Annotated in this window: 14 protein-coding genes and 1 pseudogene; 4 read left to right on the top strand and 11 right to left on the bottom strand. The window is 62.5% G+C overall.

The genetic code is table 11. The annotated features are described in order from the left end of the window. Window positions 1–388: 388 nt before the first annotated feature. Window positions 389–868 carry a hypothetical protein gene (locus tag AADW18_RS17220; RefSeq protein WP_337344631.1) on the top strand — a complete coding sequence of 160 codons (480 nt, stop codon included), beginning with the start codon at window positions 389–391 and terminating at the stop codon, window positions 866–868. Between the two features lie 213 nt (window positions 869–1081). Here AADW18_RS17220 and AADW18_RS17215 read toward each other — a convergent pair whose 3' ends face one another. The 10 genes and pseudogenes from AADW18_RS17215 to AADW18_RS17170 all read right to left on the bottom strand — a co-directional run bounded on the left by AADW18_RS17215 (window position 1082) and on the right by AADW18_RS17170 (window position 12094). Next, window positions 1082–2209 carry a cupin domain-containing protein gene (locus tag AADW18_RS17215; RefSeq protein ID WP_337344630.1) on the bottom strand — a complete coding sequence of 376 codons (1128 nt, stop codon included), beginning with the start codon at window positions 2207–2209 and terminating at the stop codon, window positions 1082–1084. 307 nt (window positions 2210–2516) lie between these two features. Then, entirely contained in the window at window positions 2517–3275 is a 759-nt protein-coding gene (gene kduD / locus AADW18_RS17210; RefSeq protein ID WP_337344629.1) for a 2-dehydro-3-deoxy-D-gluconate 5-dehydrogenase KduD, read from the bottom strand. Window positions 3276–3443: 168 nt separating this feature from the next. Next, the gene (kduI, locus tag AADW18_RS17205) at window positions 3444–4292 is read right to left on the bottom strand and encodes a 5-dehydro-4-deoxy-D-glucuronate isomerase (RefSeq protein ID WP_337344628.1); all 849 of its coding nucleotides are present in this window, start codon (window positions 4290–4292) and stop codon (window positions 3444–3446) included. 244 nt (window positions 4293–4536) lie between these two features. After that, complete coding sequence (locus AADW18_RS17200) at window positions 4537–5595, bottom strand: LacI family DNA-binding transcriptional regulator (RefSeq protein WP_337344627.1); 1059 nt, start codon at window positions 5593–5595, stop codon at window positions 4537–4539. A gap of 56 nt (window positions 5596–5651) precedes the next feature. Further along, window positions 5652–7154: pseudogene (locus tag AADW18_RS17195) on the bottom strand (family 43 glycosylhydrolase); the annotation flags it as partial. 138 nt (window positions 7155–7292) lie between these two features. Continuing rightward, entirely contained in the window at window positions 7293–8438 is a 1146-nt protein-coding gene (pelA, locus tag AADW18_RS17190) for a pectate lyase (protein WP_337344626.1), read from the bottom strand. After that, on the bottom strand, window positions 8435–9715 hold the full coding sequence (locus AADW18_RS17185; protein ID WP_337344625.1) for a TRAP transporter large permease: 1281 nt from the start codon (window positions 9713–9715) through the stop codon (window positions 8435–8437). The genes pelA and AADW18_RS17185 overlap by 4 nt, the downstream gene beginning before the upstream one ends. Before the next feature lie 3 nt (window positions 9716–9718). After that, entirely contained in the window at window positions 9719–10240 is a 522-nt protein-coding gene (locus AADW18_RS17180; protein WP_337344624.1) for a TRAP transporter small permease, read from the bottom strand. A 10-nt stretch (window positions 10241–10250) separates the two neighbouring features. Then, on the bottom strand, window positions 10251–11246 hold the full coding sequence (locus tag AADW18_RS17175; protein ID WP_337344623.1) for a TRAP transporter substrate-binding protein: 996 nt from the start codon (window positions 11244–11246) through the stop codon (window positions 10251–10253). Further along, window positions 11243–12094, bottom strand: coding sequence for a 2-keto-4-pentenoate hydratase (locus AADW18_RS17170; RefSeq protein WP_337344754.1), 852 nt, complete (start codon window positions 12092–12094; stop codon window positions 11243–11245). The genes AADW18_RS17175 and AADW18_RS17170 overlap by 4 nt, the downstream gene beginning before the upstream one ends. A 185-nt stretch (window positions 12095–12279) precedes the next feature. Between AADW18_RS17170 and AADW18_RS17165 the strand changes: the two genes are divergently transcribed. From AADW18_RS17165 to AADW18_RS17155, 3 genes are all read left to right on the top strand, one after another. Further along, a complete protein-coding gene (locus AADW18_RS17165) occupies window positions 12280–13803 on the top strand; it encodes a hypothetical protein (RefSeq protein WP_337344622.1) in 1524 nt (507 codons plus the stop codon). Between the two features lie 55 nt (window positions 13804–13858). Further along, a complete protein-coding gene (locus AADW18_RS17160; RefSeq protein WP_337344753.1) occupies window positions 13859–14812 on the top strand; it encodes an alpha/beta hydrolase in 954 nt (317 codons plus the stop codon). A gap of 275 nt (window positions 14813–15087) precedes the next feature. After that, complete coding sequence (locus tag AADW18_RS17155; protein ID WP_337344621.1) at window positions 15088–15981, top strand: rhamnogalacturonan acetylesterase; 894 nt, start codon at window positions 15088–15090, stop codon at window positions 15979–15981. 105 nt (window positions 15982–16086) lie between these two features. Here the strand turns inward: AADW18_RS17155 and AADW18_RS17150 are convergent, their stop codons facing one another. Beyond that, window positions 16087–18246 (bottom strand): hypothetical protein, encoded by a 2160-nt coding sequence (locus AADW18_RS17150; protein ID WP_337344620.1) that lies wholly within the window; start codon window positions 18244–18246, stop codon window positions 16087–16089. Between the last annotated feature and the right edge of the window lie 12 nt (window positions 18247–18258).

The following is an 18258-nucleotide window of genomic DNA, read 5'->3' as shown; positions in this document are numbered from 1 at the left end:
CGAGCTCTTCCCGTCAGATTGCGATGAAAGCGAAGAGCTCGCGCCGAGACGGCGCTCCTACATGATTCTTCCGGCGTCCTACATGGCGGCTGGTCGCCATTCTGAATCACGCGAAGGTAGCCCGGATAAGCGAAGCGCATCCGGGGCTTTGTCATTGACATCACGAACCCGGGTGCGGCCTGCGGCCTTACCCGGGCTACAGGCTCCTGATCGCGTGCACTGAGAGGTTACCGGGGCGCGGAGCGGCGTTCCGCCGCGAGCTCTTCCCGTCAGATTGCGATAGTGAAGCCGGAACGCCTGCGTTCGTGCGCTGCGGCTCGCTCCTTTCGACACAAGCCCCAAACGGCTGCGGGGTGAGAAAGCGGCAAGAGTGCGGCACAATGCGCCGATGCAGATATCTCGCCCGCACTGGAAGATGCTTTGCCTGCTGGCACTGCTCTTTGCCGGGCTCTCGGTTGTCATCGTCGCTACCGCGCAGACGGCAGAAGGCGGCTACGAGCCACGCAGCGGCGATGCCAAGATCGATCGGCACCTGGCGGACATCAACGATTACGCCAATCGTTACCCGGCCAGTTTCGTCGACGAGATGGCGCGCTACTACACGGTGCCGCGGCCCTATGTGGAAGCCATGCTGCAGCAGCCCAACTGGACCGCGGGTGATATCTACATGGCCTGCGCCCTGGCGCGCGTAGCCGGCCAGCCTTGTCGGGCCGTCGTGCGCGAGTGGTCGCGCGACCACAGCGAGGGCTGGAAGTCGGTAGCCGAACGGTTGGACGTCAAACCAGGCTCTTCCCAGTACCGCAGGCTGCGCAAAGGCATCGATGAAACGTATGCCCGTTGGGACAGGCCTCAGCCGGCTGCTGATTGATGAAGGTAGGGGCAAGGGTCAGAGATCAGCGAAAGCATGGTGGCTTTGCCCCCTTTTAAAAGGGGGCTACGGGGGATTTGCTTTTGCTTTGCGCTTTTTTCTTAAGAGCAAAAGCAAATCCCCCTCAATCCCCCTTTTAAAAGGGGGAGGTAAAGCAAAAGCCCTTTCGTTCTCCGTTCTCCGTTCTCCGTTCTCCGTTCTCCCACTCCACCTTCAATCCCGCTTCTTCCCATACATGATCAGCAATTCGAGATCCTCTTCACCGATCTGGCGAATCGCATGCGTGCTGCCGGGCCGGGTCAGCATGGCGTCGCCTGCCTGCACGTCGTAGGCCTTGCCGTCCAGCACATACGTTCCGCGTCCGCTGAGCACGTAGTAGATCTCATCCTTGTGGTGCTGGTGCAGGCCGATTCCCGCGCCTTTGTGCAGCACGCGCTTGCGGAACTCGAATCCAAGCGCGGGGGCGTCGCGAAAGAAAGGATAAGCGGTGGTCGTGCCGGCACCGCCGTGCGGCCCGACCTGCTTTGTGGCGATGGCACGTTCGTGTGCAATCAAGGAAGGGTGGGATTGAGCGCGCAGATCGGCTAGCGCGGTGGATGAAGCGCCGCAATCGGTGTCGCGCACGACGTGTGTCTTCAATGACTCATCCAGGCGCTTCCATTCGTCCACCACCAGGCAGGCGACCGCCACCGCACCTTGCGACGACAGGTGCGTGTCGTCGGCCTGCTGCTGTTCCGGTACGTGCATGAAATAGGCCTTGGAGGGTCCATCGCCCAGCGCTCGCAGCCAGTCCATGCTGCGGGCGTTGAGATCAATCAGGCCAAGATTCTCTCGCTGTGCCAGATCGCGCACGGCCTGGGTGTAGAGACCATGCGTGTCCAGCAGCTGCTTGCCATGATCAAACGTGCGGCGCGCTACCGGTGTGATCAGGATCGGCGTCGCGCCTTTCTCGCGCGCTAGCGTTGCGTAGCGCATCAGCCACTGCGGAAACGCATCTTGCGGCTCGTTGTAGCGCGTGGGATCTTCGATCTTCTCGTCGTTGTGGCCGAACTGGATCAGCAGCACATCGCCAGCGCGGAGCTCCTTGGCGACGCCGTCGAACCAGCCTTCTTCGATGAAGCTGCGCGCGCTGCGTCCACTCTTTGCGTGGTTGTGCACCACGAAGCTGTCGTCCAGAAAGGACTCCAGCGCCTGGCCCCAACCTTGCCGCGGAGCCCGCTCTGGGCCGTATTCGCTGGCGGTGGAATCGCCGGCAATGAAGACTTGGCGTGGGGGATTACGGGCTTCCGCTGCGAACGACACGGCGACGCAGATCAGAATGGCGACGGACCATCTTGGCATAGCAGTGCCTCGTCAGTAACAGCGCAGCGGTAGGAGCGATATTTAGCTTTCTTGTAGGAGCGGCGTCCCGCCGCGAGCTCTTTCCATCAGATTGCGATAAATCTAAAAACGATTGACGCGGAAAGCCTGCACTGTTCACCGTCTTGACGCGCTGCGGCGCGTTCTTGGTCGCGCGCACCGAAGGGCTGCCGCGGCGCGGCGCGGCGTCCCGCCGCGAGCTCTTCCCGTCCGGATTGCACGGACGCAAAAGCTCGCGCCGGGGACGGCGCTCCTACGAAGGATTGTTGGTTCTTGTGGTGGGGAATCCTCAGCGAGCCAGCCAGCCACCGTCGACGGGGATAACGGCGCCGTTGACGTAGTCCGAGGCGCGCGAAGCCAGGAACACCGCGGTACCACCCAGATCGGCAGGTTCACCCCAACGTGCGGCCGGAATGCGGTCCAGGATGGATTTGTTCCGTTCCGCATCGGCACGCAGTTGCGCGGTGTTGTCGGTGGCCATGTAGCCGGGCGCGATCGCGTTGATGTTGAGTCCCTTGCTGGCCCATTCGTTGGCCAGCAGGCGCGTGATGCCCGCGATGCCTGACTTGCTGGCGGTATACGACGGCACGCGTATGCCGCCCTGGAACGACAGCATCGAGGCGATGTTGATGATCTTGCCGGAGCCCTGCGCAATGAAATGCTTGCCCGCGGCTTGCGACATGAAGAACGCGCTCTTGATATTGACGTTCATCACGTCGTCCCAGTCTTTCTCGCTGAACTCCACCGCGTCGGCGCGGCGGATCAGTCCGGCGTTGTTGACCAGGATGTCCAGTCCGCCCAAACCACTCACCGCCTCGGCGACGATGCGCTCCACCGGCTCAATGGTGATCAGGTTGGCTTCGATGTTGAGGAAGCGGCGACCGAGCGCCTTCACTTTTTCTTCGGTTTCTGTGGCGGCCACGATGCCGGCAGCGGCGATATCCGCGCCTGCTTCCGCCAGCGCCAATGCGATGCCCTGGCCCAAACCGGTATTGGCGCCGGTGACCAGCGCGACCTTGCCTTGCAGACTGAATGCGTTGCTTGCCATGGTTTCCTCGTTATGGGTGCTGCGGCGTTGTTGTAGAGCCGGGCTGCGCCCCGTGATAGAACAAAGTTAGTAGCAATGAGGCCGTCGCAACGGCAGGTGAGCGAATAACGCTTACGGACACCTCTTGTGCCGCCGTCCCCAAGGGGAAAAGCAGCTCGGCTCTACAAATTACTTAAGCTGGCAAATATCCAGCACGTGCATGTCGGTGTAGTCCAGGTTCTCGCCGCCCATCGCCCAGATGAAGCAGTAGTTGCTGGTGCCGGAACCCATGTGGATCGACCACGGCGGCGATACGACGGCTTCGTCGTTCTGCACCACGATGTGGCGCTGCGCTTCCGGTTCGCCCATGAAGTGATACACGCGATCGTTGTCGTCCAGATCGAAGTAGAAGTAGACCTCGGAACGGCGATCATGCAGGTGCGGCGGCATGGTGTTCCATACGCTGCCGGGCTTCAGCACGGTCAGGCCGAGCAATAGCTGCGAAGACTGGCAGGTGGCCGGCACGATGTACTGGTAGATGGTGCGTTCGTTGCTGGTCTCCAGCGCGCCGCGTTCCAGCGAAACTGCATTGGCGATCGCCAGCGGCTTGGTCTCGAAGCGGGCATGCGCCGGAGTGGAGGTCAGATAGAACTTGGCAGGCGTGCCGGCATCGTCGGATTCGAAAGCCACATCGGCGCTGCCCATCGCCACGTACAGGCCATCCTTCGGTCCCAACGCGTAGACCGTTCCGTCCACGGTGACTTTGCCCGCGCCCTGGCCGACGTTGATCACGCCCAGTTCGCGCCGCTCCAGGAAGGGCTTGCCGGCAGCGGAGGCGGGTTCGGTCTGGCGTGGCAGTTCGACTTTCTTCGACACCGGTGCGGCGCCGCCGATAACGAAGCGCTCGTTGTGCGAATAGTTGAGCTGCACCGTATCGGCTACGAACAAGCCGCCGATCAGGTAGCGGTCACGCAGCTGGTCATTGCTGGCGCCGTCCATCATGTCGGGGTGGGTGGCGTGATAGGTCTTGCAGAACATGGCTTGGCTCCGTGAAGGCTCAGGCGGGCGCGGAAGGCGCATCCGCGACGTGGGGTGGAAGGATTCTAGCGGCTTTGGTAACCGGTGTCATTGCGCGGTGCGGTAGGAAAGCCGGGAATGGGGAATAGGGAAACGGGAGTCGGAACGGGTGCCAAAGATGACGAGTGCGGCGGGATATTCCTGGGGTCCTGGGCTCAAAACACCGGGAAACAACTATTCCCGACTCCCTATTCCCCACTCCCAGCTACTCCGGCGGCTGACAGGAGTCGCGGATGACCAGGTGCGGACGGATGCTGGCGGCCGACAAGGCGCCAACGGTGTCCGGATGGATCAGCATGGCGGCGGCGATACGGCCGGTGTCGCGGGTGTTGCGGCGTACGGAGGTCAGGGCGGGCCACAGGCGGGAGGCCAGCGGGCTGTCGTCGAAGCCGACAATGGACAACTGGCGCGGGATGTTGATGCCTGCGCGCAAGGCAACTTTGTACGCACCAGCGGCCATTTCATCGTTGCCGGTGAAGATGGCGGTGGGGCGCTGCTTGCCCGACAGCAGTTTTTCCGCGGCGGCCACGCCGGACTCGAACGTGTAGCCGGCCTCGATGATGCGCGACTTCGGCAACTCGATGCCGCGCTGCGCCAAGGCGTCCACGAAGCCGGAGGTGCGTTCATGCGACGAGCGATACGCGCTGGGACCGGTAATCAATGCAATGTCGGTGTGGCCCAGCGACAGCAGATATTCGGCGGCTTCGGCAGCGCCGTTGCGGTCGTGCGTCACGACCATGCGCGACGGTTCGTCCATCGATACCGACGCGATACGCGTATAGCGGACGCCGATTTCGGCCAGCATATCGGCCAGCGCCTGGTCTTCCGATGCACGCGGAATCAGCATCACACCATGCAGCTTCTGTTGCTGCACGAAGCGCCGCACGCCGTCGATATAGCCGGGGCTGCGGCTGTCGCAAGGATGCACGACCAGTTCGAAGCCCGAATCGCGTAGTGCATCCAGCGCGCCGTACTGCATGTTGACGATGTACTGCGCGGTCGGGTTGTCGTAGACCATGCCGATCAGGAACGAGCGGCGGAACGCCAAGCCACGTGCCATCGGGTCGGGCACATAGCCGACCTCACGCATCAGCGCCTCCACCTTTTCGCGGGTGTCCTTACGGACCAGCGGCGAGTGGTTGATGATGCGGGAGACGGTCTTCTTGGAGACGCCCGACAGCCTCGCGATGTCGTTGATGGTCGCCGCCTTGCCGGAGGAAGCCGGCGGGCTGGCGGAACTTTCGGGCTTCTTGCGCACGGGCATGGGAGCGTCTACGAGAAAGGAACGGTGATTGCCGGGGATTCTAGCGGTTTACGAACTCAGTCCAGCGCCCGGTAGCGGAAATTCCGGAACCGCACGGCGCCGGTGCCGGCGGCATAAATGGCCGGTTTCAGCGCCAGGAACTTGCCGGCGACGTTGTGGTGATAGCCGGAAACCTCCATCTGCACTGGATATTTGGTCCATTGCTTGCCGTCCTGGCTGGAATGGATAGTGACGATATGACGGTTGTTGGTCACCCGCAGCCATAGCTTGCCGCCACGCCCGCTGGCCGCCAGCTTGGCCGGGCGCTCATCGCCGTAGCGATGCATGACGAACTGTTCGCCATTGCTTCCGACACCCGCATAAAGCCGATCGCTGTAGAACAGCAGCGCCCCACCGACGGCGCCGGGCTCCACTTCCATTTCCACTTCGAACTGATAAGCCTGATCGCCAGCGATGACGGTCAGCGGCGACGCGTCCCGCGGTGCGCTGCCTTTGCCTTGCAGCGTCATCACGCCGTCGCCGAACGACAAACGCTTCATTTCATCGACAGCCGGGTTGAAGAACGACCATTGCGGCCCCAGCCGGCCGCTGCGGAAATCATCCGACAGCGCCATGCCGTGTTGACCAGTGGACTTGCCGCTGGGCTTTGCCAAGGGTTGCCCCAAGTCGCCACCTTTGGCGATGAACCAGCCATCGCCGGTCCATTCGATGGGCTCAAGAAGTGCTTGCCGGCCCAGCGTCCAATAGCCGTTCTCGTAGCCGTGATAGATCATCCACCAGCGGCCATCGGTGCCTTCCACCAGCGTGGCGTGACCGCGCGACCACCAAGGCTCTTTCGCCGAGCGGGTCCGCGTGATGGGGTTGTGCGGCGAGTTCTCCCACGGGCCGTGTATGGAACGCGAGCGCGCGGAAATGACCATGTGACTGGTGGGTGGACCGGCGGTGCCGCCAACAGCGGTCGTCATGTAGTACCAGCCGTCGCGGAAGGTGATCTTCGGGCCTTCCTGCGCATAGCCTTCCACATCCCATTCTTCCGGGTACCGCCAGCCGTCGTAGACGTGTTTGGGGTCGCCCACCACCTTCAGACCATCATCGGACAGCGGCACGTAGTCGCCCGCGCTTAAGAACAAGTAGCGTTTGCCGTCTTCACCCACCGCATGGCCTGGATCGATGTGCTTGCTCAGACCGATATCGATGGGATCGCTCCATGGCCCGTTGATGTCGTCGGCCCAGACAACGAAGTTGCTACGTGTGCCGGTTTCGCCCCGGCGCGCCGGGAAATAGATGTAGTAGCGCCCCTTGTGCTTGATCAGGTCCGGCGCCCAGATCGCACCGACATTCTGGGTAATCGCGTGGCCGATCGGCTTCCAATTGACCAGGTCGCGCGAATGCCACAGCGGCAAACCGGGATACGCGTCGAACGAAGACAGCGTCAGGTAGTAGTCATCACCGTCCTTCAGCACGGAAGGATCGGGATGATCGCCGGCGAGCACGGGATTGAGAAAACGGCCATCACCCAGATCGGCTTGGCGTTGATTCTCGATGCCGCGCTTCCAGTCGACGGCTTTGTCGCCGGCGGCGAAGGCCGGTGCGATCGATAGCAGGGCGACGGCGGCGGTGGCGTACCACGACTTCGTTTGCATACGTTGCGTTCCTCGTATTTCCAGATGCTTTCTTAGTGCAGGGAACAAGCGGCGTTAGTGCGGCAACCGTGCCTTCCAGCCCGGGTAGTCCTTCGATAGCAGCTGCTTCGGCCATTGGCCGTACCATTCGTAGCCGGTGCGGCGTTCGCGCGGGATTTCGGCGTAGTCCTTCACACGTACGCCCTCTCGCGTGGCCAGCACCACGCTGTTGTCGCTCAGATCGTAGAAGCGCGCCCACAGGTTTGATGCGGATGCGTCGCGTACCAAACGGCGATCCGTTTTTGCCGCGTGATAGCGGTACTGCTCGGGTTCGGCCTCGAACGTTTCTATCCGCCAGCCTTCCAGTTCTATGCGCTGTAGCCAAGCGACGGCACCTTCGATCGCGGCAATCACTTCCGGCGACGGATTCGGAATGCTCATCAGGTAACGCACGACGCCGACGGATTCCTGCGTCGCCATGGCGGGCAGTTCAAAACGGCGTCCGTGAGTCGGTTGCAAGGTCTGGTCATCGTATTGCCCGGCCCATCCTGTCAGCGTTTTCCCCTGGCGCACCTGCAGCTGGAGCAGGCAGGCATCGCCGTCGTCGACGGCCTTGCGAATGCGTTCGCGTAGTGGCGCCTCGATAAAGCCGAAACGTGGCGCATCGCTTGCGGCCGCGCGCAGCGTACCCAGCACACCCGCGGTGACGTCGTCGGCGATGGTGATGTACGGGTGGTAGGACTCGGTACCCGGCACGCTATGCGGCCAACCGCCACATTTCGGATTCTGGTGCGCCAGGATGAATTCGAGGCCGCGCACGCTGGCATCGCGGTAGCGTGCGTCGCCGGTCAGTGCGTATGCGCCAGCGAGATAATCGACATGCGTATAGATGTTGCGATTGTCGAAACTGCCGCCGGTCTTCGCGGCTTCTTCCGCGTATTGCTTCAAACCTTCCGCATCCAGGATGCGCGCCGGGTCCTGGTTTTGTATCCAGCCGCCATCCTGGCGCTGATAGCGCAGGATGTTGTCGGCGATCTGCGCCACTTGCTCGGGCGCATAGCGCGGATAGGCATCGCGGTGCGTGTTCTGCCAGTGATGGATCGAGTCTTCGAAACCATCCAGTACTGGTGTGGCGGGTGAGGGTGATTGCGCATTAGCCGACCCAGCGGCGGCCATTGCCACCGCCAGCAGCGCAGCCGCCAGGCGCCGCCCACTGATCATTTCAGCAACGCCGGAAGCCACAGCGACAGGCCGGGGAAGAACGCCACGATCAACAGCACCACCAAACCAGCCAGCCAGAACGGCCAGATCGTGCGCATGCTTTCACCAATGGAGATCTTGCCAATGGCCGTGCCGATGAACAGCACGGAGCCTACCGGAGGCGTGACCAGCCCAATACCGCCAGTCAGAACCAATACCAAGCCGAAGTGGATCGGATCGATACCGTACGCCTTGGCGACCGGCAGGAAGATCGGTGTGCAGATCAGGATCATTGGCGCCAGGTCCATGAAGGTGCCCAACAGCAGCAACACCACGATGATCAGCAACAGCACCAAGTACTTGTTGTGAGCGATCGACTGCAGCGCTTCGACCGCCGCCGCCGGCACCTGCAGGTATGCCAACAGCCAACCGAATACCGCGGCGGTGGCGATCACGAACAGAATGACGCCGGTAGTGCGTGCCGCGTGGGCAACCGTCGCGAAGAAATCGCGCAGCTTGAGTTGGCGATACAGCACGCCGGTCACCAGCAACGCGTAGACCACGGCGATGGCTGCGCTCTCCACGGCGGTGAAGATGCCCGCGCGGATGCCGAAGAAGATCAATGCCACCAGGCCCAAGCCGGGCAGGGCGGAGATCAGGCGTGTCATCACCGCCCGCATGCCTGGGAATGGCTCGACCCCGTAGCCACGATGGCGCGCCACCATCCAGCCGGTGAACATCAGCACTGCGGTCATCAGCAGCGCCGGGACGATGCCGGCTGCGAAAAGGTCGGCGATAGACAGCCCGCCACCGGCCGCCGCCGAATACAGGATCAGGTTGTGCGAAGGCGGCACCAGCAAGGCGACCAAGGCGGCGGTGATACTGACGTTCACCGCGAAATCGCGGTCGTAACCACGCTGGACCATCTGCGGAATCATGGTGCCGCCGACGGCCGATACATCCGCGATCGCCGACCCGGAAACGCCGCCGAAGAACAGGGAGGACAGAATGCTGACCTGGCCCAGGCCGCCGCGCAGACGCCCGACCAGGGAGGCGGCGAGACTGATCAGGCGCTCGGAGATGCCACCGCGCAGCATGATCTCGCCAGCGAAGATGAAGAGCGGGATCGCGATCAGCGAGGGCGAACCGGCACCCGCGGAAATCTGCTGCACCAGCACGATGGAAGGCAGGTCCAAGTAGAACAAGGTCGCCAGCGCGGCGGCGGCCAGCGCGTACGCCACGGGAACACCGATCAACAGCAATATTCCGAAGACGGAAAAAAGAAGTGCGATCGCCATGGTTCAGTCGTTTCCTTTGGCGGAAGATTCGGTCAATGCCTGCACCAGTCGGTTCAATGCAAACACAACCATCAGCAGTCCACCCACCGACAGCGGCAGATACGGCAGGCTTTGCGGAATGGGCGCACCGGCCATGCGGATATCCAGGCCATCCAGCAACAACACCCATCCCCAATACGCCATCACCGCGCCAATGACGGCGACCACCGACGGCGACACCGCGTGGACCAGGCGCTTGGATCGCGGACCCAAGGCCTCCGCCAACAGGAAAAATCCGAAATGGCGATTCGTATGCACACCGCTTGCTGCGGCCAGACCCATGGCGGTACTGAGTAGCACCAGCGTGACCGGTTCGGTCCAGCTGGGCGAGTCGTTGAGCACATAGCGTGCGATGACCTGCCATCCCTGCACCAATACCAAGCCCACCAGGGCGGTAGCGGCTATGCCGATGACAGCATTGGAAAGCAGGTCCAGCGCGCGTCTGGCGCCGCTGGCGGACGGAGTGATTGCTGTGTCTTTGGACATCGCGATGGCCTCAGGCGAAGTCGCGTATGCGACGGTAGAGGGGCGCTATATCCGCGCGCTGCGTGTAATCGGCCAACAGCGGCTCAGCGACTGTGCGGAACGCGTCGATGTCGACATCGTTCATCTTTACCCCGTAATCGATGACCGCTTTGCGTGCGGCGCTTTCCGATTCATCCCAGTGCTGGCGCATGATCGACACGGACTGCCGTGCGGTTTCCAGCAACAGCTGCCGATCGGCGGGAGACAGCGAATCGAAACTGCGGCGCGAGATCAGCAGCACGTCCGGCGCGTAGGAATGGTCGCTTTGCGACCAGAACCGCGCCGCCTCGAAATGACGGCTGGAGTGGAAGCTGCGCATATTGTTTTCGGCGCCGTCGATCATGTGCGTCTCCATGCCGGAGAACACCTCGCCCAGCGACAATGGCGTGGGGTTGGCGCCGAACAGACGCATCATGCGGATGAAGATGTCCGATGCAGGCACGCGGATCTTCAATCCATGCAAGTCAGCTGGGGTTTGGATGGGACGGCGCGTGTTGTAGAAACAACGTGCGCCGGAATCGTAGATCGCCAGTCCCACCAGCTCGCGCTGTTCGAATCCGCGCAGTACTTCCTCGCCCACGCCTTCGTCCATCGCGCGGCGCATGTGTTCCACCGAATCGAATACATAGGGCAGACACAACGCCTGGGTCAGGGGAAACGCATTGTTCAACGCACCGGAATAGACACGGGTCATGTCGATGGCGCCATAGCGCGCCATATCGATGGCTTCCGATTCACGGCCTAGTTGCCCGGCGTGATAGAGACGGATCCTCAGGCGTCCGCCAGTCTCGCGTTCCAGCGTCTCGCCTATCCAGCGCACCGCTTGAACGGTGGGGTAGTCCTTCACATGCACGTCGGTGGCGGTCAGTATCCGCGCGTCCGTGACGGGGCTCGACGAAGCAGCCGCCCACGATGCGGTGACCGCCGCGCCTGCGCTTGCGGTCAGGAAAGTACGGCGACTGATCATGCGCTGGCTTCTCCGGTCCCCCGCGGCGTGGCGGCGACGGCGCGGCAGACGATGTCCTTGAATCCGGCGAACTCAATGCGGGCGTGCTGGCCGGCCTGGATATCGTGGATGCCGGTGGCGTTGCCGGTCGCGATGAGATCGCCTTTTTTCAGAGGCCGGCCGCGTTTTGCCGATCGCGATAGTGCGAATGCGAATGCGGCCCGCAGCCCGCCCGGCAGCACGGTGGCTCCGCCGCTACCCACACGCTGTCCGTCGATGAAGGTCTCGCAGGTCAGTTCGTTCTCCGGACGCGAGGTCCAATCGGAAATCTCCTCACCCAGGATCAGCCCATTGTTGTTGCCGAAATCCGAGATCACCACGCGCGGGCCAAGCAGGTTGATGGTGGCCAGCGGACTGCTGGCTACTTCCATGCCGGTGTACAGCGTGGAAGGAACCGCGGCGGCTTCCTCGGGTGTCCATTCGGTCTTGTCGGCGGGCGCGTCGCCGTCCAGTCGCAGCACGTACTCGGCCTCCACTGCGCCGAAGCCGCCAGAGAACACGTGAAAATCCAGCGATTCCCCCGGATGACCACCGGTAGCCATTTGGAGCGCGCTTTTAAAGATCGGACCCAGCAGGCGCTCGTCGCCGGAGACATCGCGGCGCTCCGGCGCGATATAGCCGACCTTCCACCCCACCACGCGGTCCGGCCATTGCGCGATAGCAATGTCCTGTACGCGATAGGCGGTGACCAGGTCTTCGGGGATTTGGCCGGGGAACTCAGGCAGCGAGGCGCCCATTTGCCGGGCCTGGACGAATCGGTCCGCAATGGCGGCCAATTCTTCCGGCGGGTTTCCTGGTGGCACTTCCATGGCGCGGTCGTTGATGCTCAATTGGGCTCTCCCCGTAATTCAGTTTGCTGCACTGCCGAGTGACAACGCAGTCCGATGGAAGGTATATGGTAAACCGGTGTCATTTACAATGTGCACTGCCGCAAAATCGAGTGCCTGATCCATTGCCTGGCGCGTGAGCGCCAACCACTCCTGGGAGGGAGTCAATGCTCCGTTTCGCTGTTCCTAAGAACCTGCTCACGATCCTGCTGCGCTCGGCAGGCAACCCGCGTGCGGTGCTCGCAATGCTCACGCATCCCCAATACGCTGCGCCTGTGCTTGCATCCCCTTGGGCGGCTCCGCTCCGCCACGGCCTGCCAGCTTTCGCTCGCGACGGATCGTGGACAGGTTCTAAGAAGGCGATCCGTCGCCGATTCGCCCACGCCACCCTCCTGGTGCTGTTGTCGTGCACTGCAGCAGCCGTTTCCGCGGCGGAATCGGCCGGTCCCTTGGCTTTTCCCGGCGCGCAGGGCTGGGCAGCGCATACGCCAGGCGGACGCGGCGGCAAGATCATCCGGGTCACCACGCTGAAGGCGGAGGGTCCTGGGTCGTTCGCAGAGGCGGTGAAAACGCCCGGTCCGCGCACCGTGGTGTTCGAGGTAGGCGGCGTGATCGACCTGGAGCGCAAGGAGCTGAAGATCACCGAGCCGTTCCTGACCATCGCCGGCCAGACCGCTCCCGCACCGGGGATTACCTTCATCCGCGGCGGCCTGGCCATCGCCGCACATGACGTGGTTGTCCGTCATATCGCGGTGCGCCCGGGCGAAGCCGGACTGTCCAAGCGCGCCGGTGTCGACTTCGACGCCATCAATACCGTGCGTGGCGCCTACAACGTGATCGTCGACCATTGTTCGCTCACCTGGGCCACCGACGAAAACCTTTCCGCTTCCAGCACGCGCTTCGCCGGCGAGAACGAGCAGGAGTGGATGCAGAACGCTTCGCGCCGCATTACCTTCAGCAACAACCTGCTGGCCGAGGGCCTGGCAAATTCAACGCACGGCAAAGGCGAGCACTCCAAGGGCTCGCTGATCCATGACCATGTCAATGATGTGCTGATCGTCGGCAACCTGTATGCGCACAACTACGAACGCAACCCGCTGTTCAAGGGCGGCGCTCGCGGCCAGGTGCTGAACAATCTGATCTACAACCCCGGTCAGCGCGCCGTGCACTACAACCTGATCGCGGAAGAATGGGCTGGGCACACGCCGTATTCCACCGGCCAGATGATCCTGCGCGGCAATGTGATGCGTGCCGGCAAGGACACCGAGACCTTGGCGTTCTTCATGATCGGCGGCTCCGGCGACATGGAGCTGTATGCGGAAGACAACCGGGTGGTCGACCGCATTGGCAACGCACTGCCGCAGCAAGGGCGCTATACGACCACACCGATCAAGCTGACCGAGTTGAAGCGCGCACCAGCCCTGCCGTTCGGCGTCCAATTGCTGCCTTCCGCGCAAGTGCAGGACGCAGTGATCGCAACCGCCGGCGCGCGCCCCTGGGATCGCGACCCCATCGACCGCCGTATCGTCGCCGACGTGATCGAGGGGCGTGGCGACATCATCGACAGCGAACAGGAAGTCGGCGGATATCCAAAGCACAAGGAAACACGCAAGCCTTTCGTGGAATCGGACTGGAACCTGGACACGATGGAACCGTTGAAACCATACGAGCGTGGCGAGCCGCTGCGCTGAGCGTTACTTCGTGAGGGTTACCCGCTTGGTCGTACTGATGTTCGTCGTGCTGGCGATGGCCGTCGCGCCGTCGACACGCGCGGCGACCACTCAGGAGGACAGCGAGGAAAAGGTCTATCTGTGGCCGGATCGCACCGCACCCGGATCGACTGACTTCGGCCAGAAGCAAGCGATCACCGAACGCAGCAAGGATCCTTCGGTACCTGACCGCATCATCACCGGCGTCAGCCAACCTTACCTGGTGGTTTACCGGCCCAAGCGGCCGAACGGTGTTGCGCTGCTGGTGACGCCCGGCGGGAGCTACGAACGCATCGTGCTGGACAAGGAAGGCACGGTGCTGGTGCCTCCCTTCGTCGACGAAGGTGGCATCACGTTGTTCATGCTTCGCTATCGCCTGCCCGATGCCGCTCACGCTGAAGGCGCGAACGCTCCGCTGGCTGACGCGCAACGCGCCATGCGGTTGCTACGTGCACGCGCAGCGGAGTGGGGCGTCGATCCCCAGCGTATCGGCGTGATGGGGTTCTCCGCGGGCGGGCACGTCGCCGCCAGCCTGGGTAACCGTTTCGGCGAAAGCACGTACATGCCCGTGGACGCACACGATCGAATCAGCGCGCGTCCGGATTTCATGTTGCTGATATACCCGGTGATCGACATGGGCGAGCATGCGCATGGCGGTTCGCGTACCCAGTTGCTACGTGCGCTGTCAAAGACATCCACCGACATCGCCACGTACTCACTGCAGAACCGCATCACTGCCGCTACGCCGCCCACCTTCCTATTGCATGCCAGCGACGACGACGTAGTGACGGTGGAGAACAGCATGCTCTTCTTCGATGCGCTACGCCGCGCAAATGTGCCGACCGAGCTGCACGTGTATCCGAAGGGCGGCCACGGCTTCGGCATCCGTGGCACGCGGGGATTGCCAGTGGCGGAATGGCCGCGGCTGGCGGTGACGTGGATGTCATCGTTGCGGACGGGATCTGCCACAACAAAAAATAGTGATCGCTGAGCTCATGCCAATGGGAGCTGGAGCGGTCGCTTTTCGTAGAGCCGAGCTTGCTCGGCTGCTCTTCGACGTGGATCCGGATCGGAGAGCAGCGGAGCAAGCTCCGCTCTACAAGAAGCACAATAACGGGCTATTCGCCACCGCTTGCCGTTGCGACGGCCTCATTGCTACTGGTTCGGTGTTATCGCGGGGCGCAGCTCCGCTCTACGTGAATCTTGCTGTCGTCACGGCCGCATAGCCGTTCGAATATCGTCCCCCGCTGCCAGACAACATCAACCATGAAAAAATTTCCCGTTTTGCTTCTGATCTTTTTCAGTTCGACATCTGCCCTAGCTGCCCAGGAAGCACGCCCATCGGTCAAGCCAATCCAAGCCGACAAGATCGTGCTGGTCGGCGACTCCACCACCGCGGTGCTAGGCGGTTGGGGCCCGAGCTTCTGCGCAAAGCACGTCACCTCATTCCTTGCGTGCATCAATCTGGCCCGTGGTGGGCGAAGCAGCTACAACTATCGCGCCGAAGGCTCCTGGAACATCGTCGAACGCGAAATGCGTGCCGGTGGTTATCGCAACGTCTGGGTGCTGGTGCAGTTCGGCCATAACGATCAACCCGGCAAGCCGGGGCGCTCCACCGACCTGGCGACAGAGTTCCCCGACAACCTGCGTCGTTACGTGAAAGAGATCCGTGCGGCGGGTGCGCATCCGGTCCTGCTGACGCCACTTACCCGGCGCCAGTTCAAGGACGGGCAGGTGATCGACGATCTGGCGCCATGGGCGGAGGCTGTGCGCAGTGTTGCTAACGAGTTGAAAGTTCCTTTAGTGGATCTGCACGCCCGTAGTCGCGATGCGGTGCAGGGCATGGGCCCGGTGCAGGCGATGCGCTTCGCGCAAATGCCGCCGACGCCGGAGCAAGTGAGCGCGGCGCAGACGGGTACCACCATCGGCGATACACGAACCTCCGCGGGAGGCAGCCAGGCCGCGGCGAATCAGATGCAGGTCTCAGGAAAGGCAAAAGCCACGCCACAGGACAACGCCGCGGCCGAACCAATGGGGCAGGCAAAGCTCGCTTTCGACTACACACATCTAGGACCGGAAGGCGCTGATTTCTTCGCCGCCATTGTTGCCGACGAGTTGGCGCGAGCGGTGCCGCAGCTACGGAAGCAACTGATTCCCTGATTTCCAAGAATCCGAACGTGGCTCTACCGCTGCAAAGAAAGAACCCCGGCATTGGCCGGGGTTCTCGATAGTGCCGCTATCAGTGGCACATTGCCTAGCAACTCTTCACTGACAACTCGCCGGCGCCGCCGCAATGATCGCAGCAATTCCCGCCGTCTCCGGCGAAACATACGGCACCTTGCCGCCCTTGCCCGCGGTGGCGAAGACGTAGCGCGCCAGATCCATGCCCGCTGGCAATCGGTTGGTGGTGACCAGATCCTTTGAAAGTGCGTCGTAGCCGGCAAACATGTCCGGCGTGGTGCCGTAGGAAAGTGTCAGGTCGCCCGGTGTGCCGGTCGCCTGGCAGGCGGCATTGGCGTACCACACGTAACTGCCGGTGGTCCTGATGTTGCCGCCGGTGTAATCGCGGATCAGCGTCGCGACCCAGTACGCCATGTCATCGCCTTGGCTGTTGTCGACGTTGTTGAGGAACATGTTGTCCTCGAAGGCGATGCGGCCGCCCACGCGGATGCTCAGCAAGTCCTTGCGGTAACCGTAGAAGACGTTGTTGAAGATGTGCGACTGACCGCGGCGCAGCAGCGGCACTCGGCGCAGGCCGTTGTAGGCGGCTTCGCCGTAGTGCGCGTCGGTGGTGACGAACAGGTTGTCGTGGATCGTGGTGGTGATGTTGGCGGCCATAGGCTCGCTGTCGCCGGATGCGTGCAGCGAAGCGCGCTTGACGTTGAGCAGCTTGTTGAACGAGACCGTGATGCTGTTGGCACCCACCTTCACGTCGAAGGCGGAATCGCCCGTGTTCTCGAACGTATTCTGGTGTATCCAGATATCGCGGGATGCCCCGGTGGAACGGGTCATGTCCGGGTCGAGGTTATGGTCCTCGACATGGCCAACACCAACGAAGCGATTGTTGGTGATGATCACGTTCTGGCTCAGATGCGTGCTGGCGCCTTCACTGTCGGCACCAATCTTGAAGCCGCTGAACAAGAACGTGGCGTTGCTGCCGCGGCCGTCGATGGTCGTGTTGGAATCGATCATCGGAAGCTTGATCGCATTCAGGCTGCTGTTGTTGAGGCGGGTATTGAAGAAGGTGTTCTCACACGTTGCGCTCGACACGCCATGGTTGGCGCACCACAAGCGGTGATCCATGCATTCGGCCACGGTGGCGTTGTCCAGCGCCGTCAGCACGGCCGAGTTGGTGCAGCCATTGCGATACATGGCCACGTCGGTCGCGGCGGCGAAGTTGCGCTTGTCGAACACGATCCACTTATGATCCGGCGTGCTGATCGCGTCGAGGATCTGCTTTTCCGGGGTGACCGTGCCGTTCTTCGTGATCACGACCAGCCGGCTGCCGCCGCTCGGATTGTAGCCGCCCGTTGCCTTGTAGCCGAAGCCCACCGCGCCGCCGAGCGAATCTGCCAGGCAGGCGACAATCTGCTGGTCGGTGGTGAGCACCGTCGATTCGCGCCAGTTCACGTTGGGGTCGTTGATCAGCGTGCGGCAGGCTTCCACCACGCCGCCGCCACTGCTCGGCTGAATGGTCACGCCAACCGCGGAAGAGTCGTAGCCCGTGCCGCTGCTGTTGATCGCCCTCACCCAGTAGTAGTAAGTGCCGCTCGCGAGTCCGGTGTCGGCATAGCTGGTACCGGTCACGCCATTGGCGATGCGCACGCGACCAGTCGGGTTGCTATCGGTATCGCGATAGACTTCCTGATTGGTGGCAGTGCCGCCGCTGACTGACCAGCTCAAGTTCGCACTGGTACCGGCAGCGGCCGCGCTCAGGGAGACGCTTAAAGGCGTCGGCGTAGTGCCTCCGCCGGCGGCATAGGTTTCGAACTCAGCGACAGCGGGCGTCGCGCTCGAGCCGGTGATTTCGAAATTGATCTTGGTCAGTGAAACAGGCGTGAAGCTGATGGTGCCGGCACCCGTGCCAGTAGCCAATACCGCGCCGTTGCCGTTGTTCACCAGTCGCCATGTGCCGATGCGGCCGGTGAGGCCGGACGGCTCACGGATAACCACCGTGCCCACCGTGACCGCCGAACCCCACTTGATCGACACGCGTCCGGTAGAACCGGCCGGCGACCAGTAAGTGCTCATGTTGCCGTCGAGAACGCTGCCGTAACTGGTGCCGCTGGCCTTGCTGGAGCCGTCGCTGCCGGCTCCCAGGCTGAGATTCGTGCCGCTCTGGGCGTGCGCGGGAAGTGATGTTCCCGTTCCGATACCGATCCAGAGTAAAGCCGCCAACAGACAATGCGATGCAGATGTCTTCATATCCGGTCCCTC

It is taken from the genome of Pseudoxanthomonas sp. CCNWLY206-1, from assembly GCF_039710385.1.
Taxonomy (GTDB): Bacteria; Pseudomonadota; Gammaproteobacteria; order Xanthomonadales; family Xanthomonadaceae; genus Pseudoxanthomonas_A.
Note: the sequence above shows the minus strand (reverse complement) of the source record. Positions and strands in the feature narration are given on the sequence as shown.

Coding starts and splice junctions, on each gene's coding strand:
- AADW18_RS17220 (WP_337344631.1), top strand. CDS start 389: ATGCAGATATCTCGCCCGCACTGGAAGATGCTTTGCCTGCTGGCACTG.
- AADW18_RS17215 (WP_337344630.1), bottom strand. CDS start 2,209: ATGCCAAGATGGTCCGTCGCCATTCTGATCTGCGTCGCCGTGTCGTTC.
- kduD (WP_337344629.1), bottom strand. CDS start 3,275: ATGGCAAGCAACGCATTCAGTCTGCAAGGCAAGGTCGCGCTGGTCACC.
- kduI (WP_337344628.1), bottom strand. CDS start 4,292: ATGTTCTGCAAGACCTATCACGCCACCCACCCCGACATGATGGACGGC.
- AADW18_RS17200 (WP_337344627.1), bottom strand. CDS start 5,595: ATGCCCGTGCGCAAGAAGCCCGAAAGTTCCGCCAGCCCGCCGGCTTCC.
- pelA (WP_337344626.1), bottom strand. CDS start 8,438: ATGATCAGTGGGCGGCGCCTGGCGGCTGCGCTGCTGGCGGTGGCAATG.
- AADW18_RS17185 (WP_337344625.1), bottom strand. CDS start 9,715: ATGGCGATCGCACTTCTTTTTTCCGTCTTCGGAATATTGCTGTTGATC.
- AADW18_RS17180 (WP_337344624.1), bottom strand. CDS start 10,240: ATGTCCAAAGACACAGCAATCACTCCGTCCGCCAGCGGCGCCAGACGC.
- AADW18_RS17175 (WP_337344623.1), bottom strand. CDS start 11,246: ATGATCAGTCGCCGTACTTTCCTGACCGCAAGCGCAGGCGCGGCGGTC.
- AADW18_RS17170 (WP_337344754.1), bottom strand. CDS start 12,094: ATGGAAGTGCCACCAGGAAACCCGCCGGAAGAATTGGCCGCCATTGCG.
- AADW18_RS17165 (WP_337344622.1), top strand. CDS start 12,280: ATGCTCCGTTTCGCTGTTCCTAAGAACCTGCTCACGATCCTGCTGCGC.
- AADW18_RS17160 (WP_337344753.1), top strand. CDS start 13,859: ATGGCCGTCGCGCCGTCGACACGCGCGGCGACCACTCAGGAGGACAGC.
- AADW18_RS17155 (WP_337344621.1), top strand. CDS start 15,088: ATGAAAAAATTTCCCGTTTTGCTTCTGATCTTTTTCAGTTCGACATCT.
- AADW18_RS17150 (WP_337344620.1), bottom strand. CDS start 18,246: ATGAAGACATCTGCATCGCATTGTCTGTTGGCGGCTTTACTCTGGATC.